We start from the raw sequence: 12914 nt of genomic DNA on the forward strand, positions 1-12914 counted from the left end.
GTTTTTAATATGGATAGAAAAGCTGTTGAAGAAAAGTTATACAAAGAAGATCGCCATTATAGGCATTTGAAGGACAAACATGATGAATTGGACAAAGAAATAATGAAAATGGAAAAGCACCGTCCTATGACTTCTGATTTGGAACTTCAGATAGAGGCTATCAAAAAAGAAAGGCTTAAGTTAAAAGACGAAATGGAGTTAATTGTTGTAGAATATATGAAAAAGCATGGAGAAGTAGCATGATTATAAAAGGTAAAATATGGAAGTTTAAAGATAATATAGATACAGATCAGATTATACCTGCAAGATATTTAAACACGTCAGACCCTTTGGAACTTGCTTCTCACGTAATGGAAGACTCTGAAAAACCAAACTTTGCGAAAGAGCATCAAGAAGGTGATATCATAGTAGCTGGTAAAAATTTTGGTTCTGGCTCTTCTAGGGAACATGCTCCTATAGCTATAAAGTATGCTGGTGTACCAGTGGTGGTGGCTAAAAGCTTTGCAAGGATATTTTTTAGAAATGCAATAAACATAGGTCTTCCGATAGTAGAGTGCAAAGAAGCTGTGGATGAAGCTGAAGATGGAGATATTTTTGAAATAGACCTTGAAAATGGTATAGTAAAAAATGTTACAAAAAACAAAACCTATTCTTCTACTAAATTTCCAGAAGAGCTTATGGCTATACTAAGAGCTGGTGGGTTGATGGAATATGCAAAATCAAGATTATCTTCTTAAGTTAAAAGAACTTATAAAAAAATATTCTCTTTTGGTAGCAGATGAACCTAAGTTTAAACTAGTTTCTGGTAAACTTAGCAGGTACTATATAGATTTAAAACAAGTTACCTTTGATCCAGAAGGCATATACATACTTGGCAACGTTTTGTATGATATGTTAAAACCTTTTGACGTTGATGCTGCAGGTGGGCTTACGCTAGGAGCCGATCCTATGGCATATGCGGTTTCAATTATATCCTTTGAAAAAGGTAACCCTATAAAACCTTTTGTAGTAAGAAAAGAGCCAAAAGATCACGGCATGGGTAAGCAAATAGAAGGTAAGCTAGAAAACGTTAAAAATGTGGCTATATTAGAAGATGTATCTACTACAGGTGGGTCTTCTTTAAAAGCTGCAAACGTTTGCAAAAACGCTTCTTTGAACGTGGTAGGTATATTTACCATCGTAGATAGAGAAGAAGGCGCCAAAGAAAATATAGAAAAGGAAGGTTTTAAATTTTATTCTGTGTTTAAATTATTTGAGCTTTTGTGAAAAAAAGACTAGATCTATTGTTGGTGGAAAAGGGCTTGGTTTCTTCTCGTGAGAAAGCTCAAGCTTTTATAATGGAGGGAAGGGTTTTTGTAAATGGTAAAGCTGTTTTAAAAGCTGGCACCCTTGTGCAAGAAGAAGATGGTATTGAGCTTTTAGGAGAAGAAAAATTTGTATCAAGAGCAGGTTATAAGCTTGAAAACGCCATAAAAGAGTTTGATGTGGATGTGTCTGAGAAAATATGCCTTGATATAGGATCTTCTACGGGTGGGTTTACGGATTGTCTTCTTCAATACGGTGCAAAATTGGTTTATGCTGTAGACGTAGGGCATCTTCAAATGCATGAAAAGCTAAGAAAAGATCCAAGGGTAATGTTGTTTGAAGATACAGACATAAGAGTTTTTAAAAAGCCAGATGATATCGATTTTGATATTGTTACTGTAGATGTGTCTTTTATCTCTCTTAAGAAGATAGGAGAGTATATTAAAAATCTTTGCTCTTATTATACAAAACTTCTTATGCTTGTAAAACCTCAATTTGAGCTTTCTCCAAAATATCTAAAAAAAGGAATAGTAAAAGATGATAGTGCTAAAATGCTTGCTTTAGAAAGTGTCATATCTCATTTTGAATCTATAGGTTTTGAGCTTTTAGCATATACAAAAGCAAGACCAAAAGGTACCAAAGGAAACGAAGAATTTTTTACTTATTTCATATTAAAGGATTATAATAAGACAAAATGAAAAACATACTTTCTTTTTTAGGTTTTTTTATAGTTGTTGTATTTGTGCTTTTAGGAGTATATGTTTATAGCGTAAGTATTGGGCTTCCGGACGTGAGAGCCTTAGAGAATTGGCATCCACCAGAAGCGTCAATGGTGTACGACTCAAACGGTAAACTTATAGGTACGATAGGAGCTCAGAATAGGATTTATGTAACAATAGACAAAATACCTAAAATAGTTCAAGATGCTTTTGTTTCTGCTGAAGATAAGACTTTTTATCACAACATAGGAATAGACCCAACAAGTATAATAAGGGCTTTAATAGTAGATTTAGAAAAGGGAAAGGCTGTAGAAGGCGGAAGCACTATAACCCAGCAACTGGCGAAAAACCTTTTCCTTACCCCTAAGAAGACAATATCTAGGAAGATAAAAGAAGCAATCCTTGCCATAGAGATAACCCATACTTTTCCCAAAAGCAAAATACTTGAAATGTATCTCAACCAGATATATTTGGGGCATGGTGCCTTTGGTGTAGAAGCTGCATCGGAAACTTACTTTGGTAAACACGTTTGGCAACTGGGCCTTGACGAAGCTGCTCTTTTGGCTGGGCTTCCTAGGGCTCCTACAAAGTATGATCCATATATAAATCCAAACTTGGCTCTTCAGAGAAGAAACTACGTTTTGTATAGAATGTATAAAGATGGCTATATTACGAAAGAAGAGTACCTTAAAGCCTCTCAGAAACCTATTGTTTTAAACAAACATACAAACCCCATCACCAATAGCGATTATTTCGTTAGTTTTTTAAAAGATTATATGTATAGAAATTTTCCCGATCTTATTTATCAAGGTGGATTAAAAATTTATACCACTTTAAATGAAACGCTTCAGCAAGCAGCGGAAAATGCTGTTAGAAACCAAATATTGTATATATCTAAACTAGAACATTATCCAGTTCTACCTTGGTCTATTACCGATACTATAGCAAAATTTAAGGCTCAAAAAATAGATCTTAAGAAATCCAGGTATTATATAGGTTTTGTTAAAAGCATAAAAAATAATCAGGCAAATATAGATATAAACGGCACAGAGGTCACCGCTAAAATTTTCCCCGGTATAAACGCTGGCGAGTACGTAATGGTAGAACTTTCACGCCCCACAAGTATGCCACGATCTACAAGTATGCCACGATCTACAAGTATGCCACGATCTACAAGTATGCCACGATCTACAAGTATGCCACGATCTACAAGTATGCCACGATCTACAAGTATGCCACGCCCCAATAACGGATTTAATGCAAAGATAATACCGCAGCTTCAATCGGCTTTGGTTAGCATGAACGTACATAATGGTGCTATATTGGCTTTGGTGGGTGGATACTCTTATCAGCTTTCTTCTTACAATAGAGCAGTTTATGCTTTAAGACAGACTGGTTCTGCTATAAAACCTATAGTTTACCTATCAGCCTTGATGAAAGGCTATACTCAGATAACCGAGATAGACGCTACGCCTCATGCTTATAAAGATCCATCTGCCCCGGGTGGATTTTGGACACCTAGAAATTATGAGGGAGAGAGTTTTACTACAATTACCTTAAGAAAAGCTTTGGCTTACAGCGTTAATACTGCGAGCGTAAATCTTTTGGCTCAGGTGGGTTTTGATCTACCAATATCTTTAGCAGCAAGGGTGGGTATAAAACTTCCTCCATATTATTCTATGGTGCTTGGTAGTACAAGCGTTACTCCGCTTCAACTTACAAACATGTTTCAAGCTTTCGCCAACTTAGGGACTTACTGTGAACCGTATTTTATAACAAAGATAGTAAACTCTCAAAACCAAGTGGTATATACAGGTCATCCAGTTTGCTACAACGTATTCCCAGCTCCTTACGATAGAGTCTTGATATCTATGTTAGAATATGTGGTAAAAGTTGGGACTGGCTATGCTGCCCATGTGTTGGGACCTTATATAGCTGGTAAGACAGGTACTACAAACCATTACGACGATGCTTGGTTTGAGGGCTTTTCCTCTGATGTGGTGACTGGTGTTTGGACTGGGTTTGATATAAGAAAAAGAATAGGCTACAATATGGCTGGTGCTGCAGCATCGCTTCCTACTTGGATAAACTATATGAAAGAAGCACTAAGCATATATCCGGAAAAGCCGTTTCCTTTGCCAGATGGGGTAGAGTATGTGGATATAGACCCAAAAACCTACTTAAGGGCTACCCCTTCTTGTCCTGGAGAACCTATACTTTTTGTAAAAGGTACAGCACCAAAAACAACTTGTCAAAACGTTTCCTTGCCGGTTCTTCAAAGTTTAAACCCAAATCAACCGCAAAGCCCCGGAAGTCCTTTGCAGCCTTTAAACAACACTCCCTCATCATCTCAACAACAGTCGTCTCAAGGCACTATATCACCTACCAAGCCTCCCGCAAACCCTAATTCAAAAAATCCAAATGGCGTATTACCTAAAATAATACAAGAGATAAACAAAGAAACTTATCAAATAGATAATGAAACGAAAAATATAAATAAGGAGTTAAACAATGCTCGCTAAGAGGATTATACCATGTCTTGATATAAAAGATGGTAGGGTAGTAAAAGGTATAAACTTTGTAGATTTGAAAGACGCTGGGGACCCAGTGGAAAATGCAATTGTTTATGAAGAGCAAAAAGCTGATGAAATAGTGTTTCTAGATATAACAGCTTCTTATGAAAAAAGAAATACGGTGATAGATTTGGCAAAAAGAGTAGCTCAAAATATCTTCACCCCTTTTACCATAGGGGGCGGCATAAGAACCTTAGATGATATAAGAAAACTTCTAGAAGCTGGAGCTGATAAAGTATCTATAAACTCAGCTGCTGTTAAAAATCCTCAACTTATCTATGAGAGTGCAAGGAAATTTGGTTCTCAGTGTATAGTTGTGGCAATAGATGCAAAACACGTGGAAGATGATACTTGGCATGTTTATATAAACGGCGGAAGATTAAATACAAACCTAGATGCTGTAGAATGGGCTAAACAAGTGGAATCTCTTGGAGCTGGTGAGATTCTTCTAACATCTATAGATAAAGATGGTACAAAATCAGGTTACGATATAAAACTAACAGATCTTATATCGAAAGCTGTAAATATACCAGTTATAGCCTCTGGTGGGGCTGGTAGAAAAGAGCATTTTTTAGAAGCTTTTAAGCTAACAGAAGCAAGCGCTTGTTTAGCGGCTTCTATATTTCACTTTAAAAAGATATCTATACCAGCGTTAAAAGCTTATTTGAAAGAAAATAACGTTCATGTTAGAATATAATTTACAAATAAAATAGGTTAGGGGTGCTATAAAAAAGTTTTTATCTTATAAAACTACGTTCTCATTGATACAAAAGCTTTTATAAACTCTTCAGCGTTTTTTAATTCGAGTTCTCTATTCCAGATTTTTAATTCTGCTCCCGATGTACTTATTATAGCAATTTTTGAAAAACCAAAGATTCTACCTAAAGGGCTTTGTTTTAACACTATGTTTGATATTTTGTCAAGGCTATAATCAATTACGTTGTTACTCCAAGTCCCATAAGCTAAGATAAGCCTTTTGTTTGTAATAAAAAGTTTTGTGGTTTTCTTTAAAACATAAGGCTTTACCAATATAGATAAGCTAAAGCTTGCTGCGTATAAAAATACCAAGAAGAATAGGCTTATATCTTTTTTGGCCAGTAATACCAATACGCTTATTATGAGACCGATTATACCTGTCAACGTGGCTGTGATGATTTCCTTTATGTATACCATCTCTCCTTCTACTATTATATGTTCATCCTCGGTTAGGTATTTTTGGATAAGCTTTTCTTTGTTTCCTACTTTTACTTTTATGGCGTTTATTGTTGTTACTAAAAGCCAATATACTAAAAGTATGCCAAAGGCCAAAGATACTATTGAATGATTTTTTTCCATAAAACAATTTTATCACATGTTATATCTCAAAGCGCTTGCTAGAAAAACTATACCAAGACTTAAAATTAAGTTTAATATACCTAGTATTCTTGTTATTTTTGCATATTTTTTAGAGTTTTTGGCTTTTGGACTAAAATAAAAATCATGAAGAACTGATATAAATACTACCAAGAAGAAAGTATGAATTTTAATTTGAAGCGTTTTCTGATACAGTGACTCCGGATGGAGTAATGAATTATAAGGTATTGATAAAAAATGCATGTTTAGAAGTCCCGTTATAAAAAGCGTCGGAAGACCTATTAGAGTACCTATGTTGCTAAATCTTTTTCCTATGTTTTGAAAAGCTTCATCTTTAAAGGGTGTTCTTCTTATATAAGGAGAAGATACAAACACCATAAATAGCATACCACCTACCCATAAGCAAGCGGATGTTATATGTATGAAGAGCACCAATATATTCATAAGTAAATGATAACTTATGTATTTGTGAAAATCTATGATATTGTATATTGTAAGAAGCTGGCGTAAAGCCAGCTATATAAGATGTTTACTTTTGTTCTTCTACATTTACTTTTATACTAGCGTATATGTCGTTGTGTAGTCTAACTTTGATGGTATATAAACCTAAGTTTTTAATGGGTGAACTTATTATTATTTGTTTTTTGTCTACGTTGAAGCCTTTTTCGTTGAGAGCTTTGGCGATGTCTGAAGTGGTTATAGCACCAAAGAGTTTACCATTTTGACCCACAGGTTTTTTAATGGTGATTTCTGCACCGTCAAGCTTTTTGGCAAGTTCTTGAGCTTGAGTTCTTATTTTCTCAAGTTTTCTGGCTTTTTGGGAAAGTATGCTTTGAATATGTTTTATATTACCTTCTGTGGCTGGTAATGCCAATTTCCTTGGTATTAGATAGTTGTTGGCAAAACCATCTTTTACCGTTATAATATCTCCAAAACTTCCACGTCCTTCCAATTCTTCTAAAAGAATTACCTTCATGATATCCTCCTTATACTACTACGTAAGGCAGTAAAGCTAGCTGTCTAGCCCTTTTTATTTCATTGGCTAACTTTCTTTGATGTTTGGCACATACGAAAGTCATTCTTCTTGGAAGAATTTTGCCATGCTCAGACATAAACTCTCTTAGTTCGTTATAGTTTTTGTAGTTTGGGTCTCTTTTTTCCATGCAAAACTTGCAAACTTTAGCTTTTTTCATCTTGGTTTCCATCATACTTCACACTCCTTTTTCAAAGTTTTTAAAATGGTACGTCATCATCGTCTTCTAAGCTTTTTTCTATATCAGACTTAATATTTTCTATACCGTTTATATCTTCATCGTTGTAAAAGCCTTCAGACAAATCTTCTTGTGCGGAAGCTTTATTTTGTGTACCTTGTGGTCTTGAGATTATCTTTATGCTTTCGGCTACTATGCTTACTTTAGACATATTTTTACCATCTTGAGAAGTCCACCTATCTTGAGCGAGCCTTCCTTCTACAAGTATCATATAACCTTTTGATATTTGTGTAGATAGTCTATCAGCCAATGCTCCATAGGCTTTTACATCAAAATAGTGCGCTTCTTCTTTCCACTCGTTGTTTACTCTGTAGTTTCTGTTGTAGGCTATAGATATATCAATTGTCTTGTTGCCAGATGGAAGTATCCTTAGCTCTGGGTCTTTTGTCAATCTACCTATCAAAATAACTTTGTTTATCATAAAATCCCCTATTTATTGCGAAACTTTTTCCTCGCTGGTTTCTTTGGATAAGATATTTAACCATCTTATAATATCTTCATTTATTTTGTAGTAAAAGTCAAGGTCGTTTGGCAGTTGCGAATTTGTAGAAAATATTTTGAAGAAGTGGTATCTTCCATGCCCAAATCCACTTATTTTATAGGCCAAATTTTTAGTACCCCAATCTTCTTCATGGACAATATTTCCACCTTTTTTGGCTATGAAGTCTTTCACTTCATTTAGCTTTGTATTGTACTCATCCTCGGTAAGTGTGGGTTTAAACACCACCACACTTTCGTACATCCTCTGTGCACGATAATGTTTTGAGCTCATACTACCTCCTTAAAATTAGTCAAAGTTTAACACTTTAAATAAATATTTTACCATAATTTGTTGTTTTAATATTATAACTTATACTATGCACTCTCATGATATTGTATAAGTTCATACACTATGAATACAGAGTGGATAAGCACGTTTCAGATACCTGTCTTTTTAAAAGACATTAATCTCACGACAAGTATGCCACGGTTCACAAGTATGCCACGCAATAAAAGTATGCCACGGTCTATGTACTTACAATGTATTGAACTTGTACATGTAAGTTGACGTGAGTGGGTTTGAGGATTATAATTATATATAGGAGATTTTAGTTATGAAGAATGATTATAAATCTAAGACACATAAAAGCTTTTATGCCCCATCAACAAAGAAAGGTATCAAAAGAAAACCTACAAGTATACCACGACCTACAAGTATACCACGATCAGCAAGTATGGCGCCACGTCCTTCTTTTGAATGGAGGGGCTGTTTATCTGATTTAAAGGATAAGTATACATCTGTGGAGTTACAACATAAGATTTGGGATATTGAATTATAAAATTTGGTGCTTTTATTAGACACAAACATAATATTGGAAATAGCATTGGAACAAGAAAAAGCTCAAGAATGTGTAAATTTGTTAGAACAGTACGATAAAATTGATTTTTTTATATCTGATTTCTCGATTCATTCAATAGGTGTAATACTTAAGAAACGAAACAAGCTTGAAAAATTTGATAAATTGATAGAAGACCTTAGACTTGTTCTAAAAGCTATATTGTCGCTAGACCATTATTATGACTTAAAACGATTGATAAATATAATGAAAGTGTTTGATCTTGATTTTGATGATGCTTATCAATATAGAATAGCAGAAAAATACAAACTAACCATTGTTAGTTTTGATAAAGATTTTGATAAAACAAAATTAGGCAGGAGAACAACAACAGAGATTTTACAAACAATCAATCATTGACGCTAAGCTTTTAAAGCCAAAATAGTGGTTTTTGTGTCTTATACATTATATTTTCATTTAGAATGAGTATAATATAAGCTGTGAGATTTAAGGCATTAAAGATAGCTATAAGATATTTGCTCAGTTTTAAAGGAAGTACATTTATCATAAGCTTGATATCGTTTTTTGGGATTGTGATAAGCACCGCTGGGATACTTCTTACAAACGGCGTTTTTGAAGGATTTCAAGACAATCTTAGAATTAAGCTTTTGGGGTCTATGCCAAATTTAATACTGACATACGTAGGAGATAATTCTAAGGCCGATATACCTAAAGTTTTGGGGCTTTTAGAAAAAAACAAAAAAGATATAAAGATGTTCTCCTATTTCAAGATATATCACGGGGCTATTCAAAGGGGCTCTTATATAAGTGCTGTCAATGTAGATGCTATGGATTTTGGCAACACTAAAAATTTGAGTTTTTTTGCAAATAAGATAAAAGGTTCTTTGGATAAAAAAGGTGTTATTCTTGGTAAAGATTTGGCTGCTATGCTTGGGGTGTCAAAAGGTGATTATGTTAGTATCATATCGCCTGTGGGTGTACAAACGCCTTTTGGTTATATGCCAAAGGTTCAAAACTTGCCTGTGGTGGGTACTCTTAACAGTGGTATATTTGATATAGATTATTCTACCGTGCTTATGGATAACAGTGTTGCAGACAAGCTTTTTGTAAATAATCCGCCCACAAGAGTCGTTGAGATAAATTTAAAAAATCCATTTTATGCTCCTTCTTTTGCTAAAAGCCTAAAACCTATGATAGGAGAAAAATTTATAATAACCACTTGGATAGATATGAATAAACCGCTTTTTGAAGCTCTTCAAACCGAAGAAAGAGGTATATTTTTTGTACTTACTCTCATGATAGTAGTGGCATCTTTTAATATTACAAGCCTTCTTTTTATAAAAGTAAAAGAAAAGCTAAGAGATATAGCCATATTTAGAGTTTACGGAGAACCAAAATCTTTTATCATGGCTATAATACTTATACAAGGGCTTTTACTTAGCCTTAGTGGGTTTTTGGTGGGTGTTTTGACGTCTTTTGTTTTGGAGTTTTTTATAAACAAATTTAAACTAATACATGTCCAAAAAAGCATATACCTTATGTCTTATGTGCCAGTTTCTATATCTTTTAAAGATGTGATGGAGGTCTTTTTGTTGGTGATATTTTTAAGCCTTGTGGCAGCTTTTATACCCTCTTATTACGCTGTAAAAGAAAACATAGTAAGGATACTAAGAAATGACTGACGGTATGATAGAACTAAAAAACGTATCAAAAATATACAAAGATAAGCCTGTAGTTGAAGGTTTAAGCCTTTCTATAAAAAAAGGTGAGTTTGTAGGTATAATGGGGCCCTCTGGTTCTGGTAAATCTACAACCCTTCATATAATAGGTGGTATAGAAACCCCTTCTTCTGGTGATGTAAATATACTTGGTGTTTGGTATGCAAAAGACGGAAAAGTACTAAACGAAAAAGCTGTATCTAAGCTTAGGAAAAAATACATTTCTTTTATATTTCAATTTTATTATCTTTTAGAAGATTTTGATGTGCTTGAAAATGTATCTTTGTTTGGAGATAAGAAAAAAGCCATAGAGCTTCTTAGCTTTCTTAGATTGGACCACAGGCTAAACTACAAACCTTACGAACTCTCCGGCGGTGAACAGCAAAGGGTAGCTATAGCAAGAGCCCTTGTAAGAGAACCTCAAATCCTCATAGCCGATGAGCCCACTGGAAACCTTGATCACAAAGAATCTCATAAGATTTTTTCTTTATTAAAATCCCTAAACAAAGAATCAAATATAACTATAATTGTAGCTACTCACAACGAAGAACTAAAACCATTTTTTGATAGAGTTATATATCTTGGATAAAAAGGAAGGCCAAAGGCCTCCTTTAAAGTTTATATCAAAATCTCCATTCAAGAGCTACGTTTATGGCATCTTCTGCGTTTTTTGCACCTATAGAGCATGGATTATTAGTGTTATTTAAACCATCATAACAATATCCACTATCCGTTACGCTATGTTGGAAATCATGCTCATAAGCAAGCGATACACCAAAGGTGTTTGTAAACTGATAGCTTCCACCAAGCGTTATAGCTTCTTCTGTAATAGCTGGGAATCCGTATAGGTTAAAGAAGTCTATAGCATATTGATTAAACTGGGCTCCGCTTATAGAGGCGGCTGGCGTTTGACTCATGTTTGATCCAAAATTGTTGCTTCTTATAGGGCTTCTTGCATAGTTAAAACCAGCTCTTAATGTGAGTTTTGGTGTTAGCTTGTAAGATGTACCAAGAGCAAATACCCATTGGTCTTTCCAGCCAAAGTCTTTGTAACCATCGGCATTTGACCAGTTTATCCATCTAACATCAGCACCTACGTTCCATTTGTTAGTGGGTGCTATACCTACACCAAAAGCAAGCTCTTGAGGTTGTTCAAGTTTAAGATCTTGGAAACTTCCAGTAAAATTATAATGGGATGCTCCTTGAAAATCAAACACATGTCTATATGTCATAGATATAGGTGTTTGATAGTTTAAACCAGCGTATACAAAATTCCCGAAGTTAAAGGCTACACCAAGCTGACCACCTATACCAAGTGCCGAACTTTGACCCCCACCGTAAGATGCTTTGCTGGTACAATAGAGATAAGGAGGTTGCATTAAAGGTGTACATTCATTTGGCATAGTAGCGTTCATATCAAGTGATCCGTAGGCAAAATCTATACCGGCACCTACGCTTATCATTGGGTTTATCTGGTAAGATAAGGCTGGTATTATACGCATAAACTGAAGCGTTGTTCTCATGTTGTAAAAAGCTGGAATTGTAACTGGGCCTTGAGCGTTTTGCCCTATAATCTGCTGCGGACCCTTACCGTTGTAATCTGTACCCATACCAGATACACCAAAAGCACCTATACCAAATACAAGTTTATCGTTTATCTTGTCCACTATACCTATCTCTGGCACTAAAAAGAGGTTTGCGTCGCTATCAGCAGAAGCAGATGATGGTGCACCAGAAGTGCCTATAAATGCATTATTGCTTTCAGCTTTTACGCTTGGCATAAAAAGCATACCGCCAAACTGGACTTTGTTTGATCTTGCTACGCTCATCCAAGCTGGGTTTCTAAAGATAGAGTCCACAGAACCCACAGGCATACCAACACCTATGCCACCCATTGCCTCTGAGTTTGGTGTAACGCCTATAAGATCATCGCCATTTGTGGCAAAAGCACCTGTTTGCCACACTCCAATTAAACCTGTAAACACCGCCAAAGCAAGAAGCCTCTTTTTCATGAAAAAAACCTCCTTTAAAATACTTGACTATCATTATAGTGAAATGTTTGTGATTTTAGTTTTTTATTTTCTTATAATACTTCGTAGTAATTGTTATATAAGAATATTCTAATATTCATTTTTAAACTATAAAATATCATTTTCAAATAATTCTAAATTAATATATTTTGTTAATTAAAACTAACTCTAAAAGGAGGTGCATTTATGTTCGGAATGCTTGTGGACAAGATTGAAAAAGCCATTGAGCAAGACAAGAAAAAGCCAAACTTAGGGCTTATAGACATTGAAAAGGTAAAAGAGCTGTACCAAAACGGAGCCCTCATATTGGATGTAAGACCTGTGGGTAAGGTAGAAGGTAAAAATGTAGAAGAAGCAGGTATCAAAAATGCTTACTACATACCAATTACAGAGATTACAAAGCACCTTGATAAGCTTCCAAAGGATAAGGAAGCACCAATTATAACCACTTGTAAGCTTGTAAAATTTGCCAATAGAGCTATGGGTTATCTGGAAGCTCTTGGCTATACAAACGTATATGTATTTGATGGTTCTACGCCAGATTTAATAGCAGCACTTTCAAACTGATAAATTTATTTACACCCCCATTTTGGGGGTTGTTTTATAAG

At 34.9% G+C, this 12914-nt stretch carries 17 protein-coding genes; 10 read left to right on the top strand and 7 right to left on the bottom strand.

Features of this window, described 5'->3' with window-relative positions; all coding sequences use genetic code 11:
• Positions 1 to 9 precede the first annotated feature (9 nt).
• From HY04AAS1_RS02225 to hisF, 6 genes are read left to right on the top strand one after another with little or no spacing between them, the layout of a single operon-like run.
• On the top strand, positions 10 to 243 hold the full coding sequence (locus HY04AAS1_RS02225) for a YdcH family protein (RefSeq protein WP_012513486.1): 234 nt from the start codon (positions 10 to 12) through the stop codon (positions 241 to 243).
• Positions 240 to 737 carry a 3-isopropylmalate dehydratase small subunit gene (gene leuD / locus HY04AAS1_RS02230; protein WP_012513487.1) on the top strand — a complete coding sequence of 166 codons (498 nt, stop codon included), beginning with the start codon at positions 240 to 242 and terminating at the stop codon, positions 735 to 737. Before HY04AAS1_RS02225 ends, leuD begins: the two co-directional genes overlap by 4 nt.
• On the top strand, positions 712 to 1266 hold the full coding sequence (gene pyrE / locus HY04AAS1_RS02235; protein WP_012513488.1) for an orotate phosphoribosyltransferase: 555 nt from the start codon (positions 712 to 714) through the stop codon (positions 1264 to 1266). The genes leuD and pyrE overlap by 26 nt, the downstream gene beginning before the upstream one ends.
• The gene (locus tag HY04AAS1_RS02240; protein ID WP_012513489.1) at positions 1263 to 2003 is read left to right on the top strand and encodes a TlyA family RNA methyltransferase; all 741 of its coding nucleotides are present in this window, start codon (positions 1263 to 1265) and stop codon (positions 2001 to 2003) included. Before pyrE ends, HY04AAS1_RS02240 begins: the two co-directional genes overlap by 4 nt.
• Positions 2000 to 4546: a PBP1A family penicillin-binding protein gene (locus HY04AAS1_RS02245; RefSeq protein WP_012513490.1), complete on the top strand. Its 2547-nt coding sequence runs from the start codon at positions 2000 to 2002 to the stop codon at positions 4544 to 4546. The genes HY04AAS1_RS02240 and HY04AAS1_RS02245 overlap by 4 nt, the downstream gene beginning before the upstream one ends.
• Positions 4536 to 5294, top strand: coding sequence for an imidazole glycerol phosphate synthase subunit HisF (gene hisF, locus HY04AAS1_RS02250; protein ID WP_012513491.1), 759 nt, complete (start codon positions 4536 to 4538; stop codon positions 5292 to 5294). The genes HY04AAS1_RS02245 and hisF overlap by 11 nt, the downstream gene beginning before the upstream one ends.
• Positions 5295 to 5347: 53 nt before the next feature.
• Here the strand turns inward: hisF and HY04AAS1_RS02255 are convergent, their stop codons facing one another.
• The 6 genes from HY04AAS1_RS02255 to rpsF form a co-directional block, all read right to left on the bottom strand.
• Positions 5348 to 5932, bottom strand: a complete 585-nt coding sequence (locus HY04AAS1_RS02255; RefSeq protein ID WP_012513492.1) for a PH domain-containing protein — start codon at positions 5930 to 5932, stop codon at positions 5348 to 5350.
• A 12-nt stretch (positions 5933 to 5944) separates the two neighbouring features.
• Complete coding sequence (locus tag HY04AAS1_RS02260) at positions 5945 to 6394, bottom strand: CopD family protein (protein ID WP_012513493.1); 450 nt, start codon at positions 6392 to 6394, stop codon at positions 5945 to 5947.
• 85 nt (positions 6395 to 6479) lie between these two features.
• Positions 6480 to 6926, bottom strand: a complete 447-nt coding sequence (gene rplI / locus HY04AAS1_RS02265) for a 50S ribosomal protein L9 (protein ID WP_012513494.1) — start codon at positions 6924 to 6926, stop codon at positions 6480 to 6482.
• 10 nt (positions 6927 to 6936) lie between these two features.
• Positions 6937 to 7158, bottom strand: coding sequence for a 30S ribosomal protein S18 (gene rpsR, locus HY04AAS1_RS02270; protein ID WP_012513495.1), 222 nt, complete (start codon positions 7156 to 7158; stop codon positions 6937 to 6939).
• 25 nt (positions 7159 to 7183) lie between these two features.
• Positions 7184 to 7642, bottom strand: a complete 459-nt coding sequence (ssb, locus tag HY04AAS1_RS02275; RefSeq protein WP_012513496.1) for a single-stranded DNA-binding protein — start codon at positions 7640 to 7642, stop codon at positions 7184 to 7186.
• Between the two features lie 12 nt (positions 7643 to 7654).
• The gene (rpsF, locus tag HY04AAS1_RS02280) at positions 7655 to 7993 is read right to left on the bottom strand and encodes a 30S ribosomal protein S6 (protein ID WP_012513497.1); all 339 of its coding nucleotides are present in this window, start codon (positions 7991 to 7993) and stop codon (positions 7655 to 7657) included.
• A gap of 553 nt (positions 7994 to 8546) precedes the next feature.
• Here rpsF and HY04AAS1_RS02290 point away from each other — a divergent pair.
• The 3 genes from HY04AAS1_RS02290 to HY04AAS1_RS02300 all read left to right on the top strand — a co-directional run bounded on the left by HY04AAS1_RS02290 (position 8547) and on the right by HY04AAS1_RS02300 (position 10865).
• Entirely contained in the window at positions 8547 to 8957 is a 411-nt protein-coding gene (locus tag HY04AAS1_RS02290) for a PIN domain-containing protein (RefSeq protein ID WP_012513499.1), read from the top strand.
• Positions 8958 to 9037: 80 nt separating this feature from the next.
• Positions 9038 to 10240, top strand: a complete 1203-nt coding sequence (locus HY04AAS1_RS02295; protein ID WP_012513500.1) for an FtsX-like permease family protein — start codon at positions 9038 to 9040, stop codon at positions 10238 to 10240.
• On the top strand, positions 10233 to 10865 hold the full coding sequence (locus HY04AAS1_RS02300; RefSeq protein ID WP_012513501.1) for an ABC transporter ATP-binding protein: 633 nt from the start codon (positions 10233 to 10235) through the stop codon (positions 10863 to 10865). Before HY04AAS1_RS02295 ends, HY04AAS1_RS02300 begins: the two co-directional genes overlap by 8 nt.
• A 34-nt stretch (positions 10866 to 10899) precedes the next feature.
• Here the strand turns inward: HY04AAS1_RS02300 and HY04AAS1_RS02305 are convergent, their stop codons facing one another.
• Positions 10900 to 12288, bottom strand: a complete 1389-nt coding sequence (locus HY04AAS1_RS02305) for an outer membrane protein transport protein (protein WP_012513502.1) — start codon at positions 12286 to 12288, stop codon at positions 10900 to 10902.
• A gap of 204 nt (positions 12289 to 12492) precedes the next feature.
• Here HY04AAS1_RS02305 and HY04AAS1_RS02310 point away from each other — a divergent pair, with 204 nt between their 5' ends.
• Positions 12493 to 12873 (top strand): rhodanese-like domain-containing protein, encoded by a 381-nt coding sequence (locus tag HY04AAS1_RS02310; RefSeq protein ID WP_012513503.1) that lies wholly within the window; start codon positions 12493 to 12495, stop codon positions 12871 to 12873.
• Positions 12874 to 12914 lie beyond the last annotated feature (41 nt).

The organism is Hydrogenobaculum sp. Y04AAS1 (assembly GCF_000020785.1).
GTDB lineage: Bacteria > Aquificota > Aquificia > Aquificales > Aquificaceae > Hydrogenobaculum.

Bases quoted from the DNA above. Each gene is read 5' to 3' on its own strand.
- hisF (WP_012513491.1), top strand. From the start codon at position 4,536: ATGCTCGCTAAGAGGATTATACCATGTCTTGATATAAAAGATGGTAGG.
- rplI (WP_012513494.1), bottom strand. From the start codon at position 6,926: ATGAAGGTAATTCTTTTAGAAGAATTGGAAGGACGTGGAAGTTTTGGA.
- pyrE (WP_012513488.1), top strand. From the start codon at position 712: ATGCAAAATCAAGATTATCTTCTTAAGTTAAAAGAACTTATAAAAAAA.
- HY04AAS1_RS02260 (WP_012513493.1), bottom strand. From the start codon at position 6,394: ATGAATATATTGGTGCTCTTCATACATATAACATCCGCTTGCTTATGG.
- HY04AAS1_RS02310 (WP_012513503.1), top strand. From the start codon at position 12,493: ATGTTCGGAATGCTTGTGGACAAGATTGAAAAAGCCATTGAGCAAGAC.
- leuD (WP_012513487.1), top strand. From the start codon at position 240: ATGATTATAAAAGGTAAAATATGGAAGTTTAAAGATAATATAGATACA.
- HY04AAS1_RS02245 (WP_012513490.1), top strand. From the start codon at position 2,000: ATGAAAAACATACTTTCTTTTTTAGGTTTTTTTATAGTTGTTGTATTT.
- ssb (WP_012513496.1), bottom strand. From the start codon at position 7,642: ATGATAAACAAAGTTATTTTGATAGGTAGATTGACAAAAGACCCAGAG.
- HY04AAS1_RS02305 (WP_012513502.1), bottom strand. From the start codon at position 12,288: ATGAAAAAGAGGCTTCTTGCTTTGGCGGTGTTTACAGGTTTAATTGGA.
- HY04AAS1_RS02225 (WP_012513486.1), top strand. From the start codon at position 10: ATGGATAGAAAAGCTGTTGAAGAAAAGTTATACAAAGAAGATCGCCAT.
- rpsF (WP_012513497.1), bottom strand. From the start codon at position 7,993: ATGAGCTCAAAACATTATCGTGCACAGAGGATGTACGAAAGTGTGGTG.
- rpsR (WP_012513495.1), bottom strand. From the start codon at position 7,158: ATGATGGAAACCAAGATGAAAAAAGCTAAAGTTTGCAAGTTTTGCATG.
- HY04AAS1_RS02300 (WP_012513501.1), top strand. From the start codon at position 10,233: ATGACTGACGGTATGATAGAACTAAAAAACGTATCAAAAATATACAAA.
- HY04AAS1_RS02255 (WP_012513492.1), bottom strand. From the start codon at position 5,932: ATGGAAAAAAATCATTCAATAGTATCTTTGGCCTTTGGCATACTTTTA.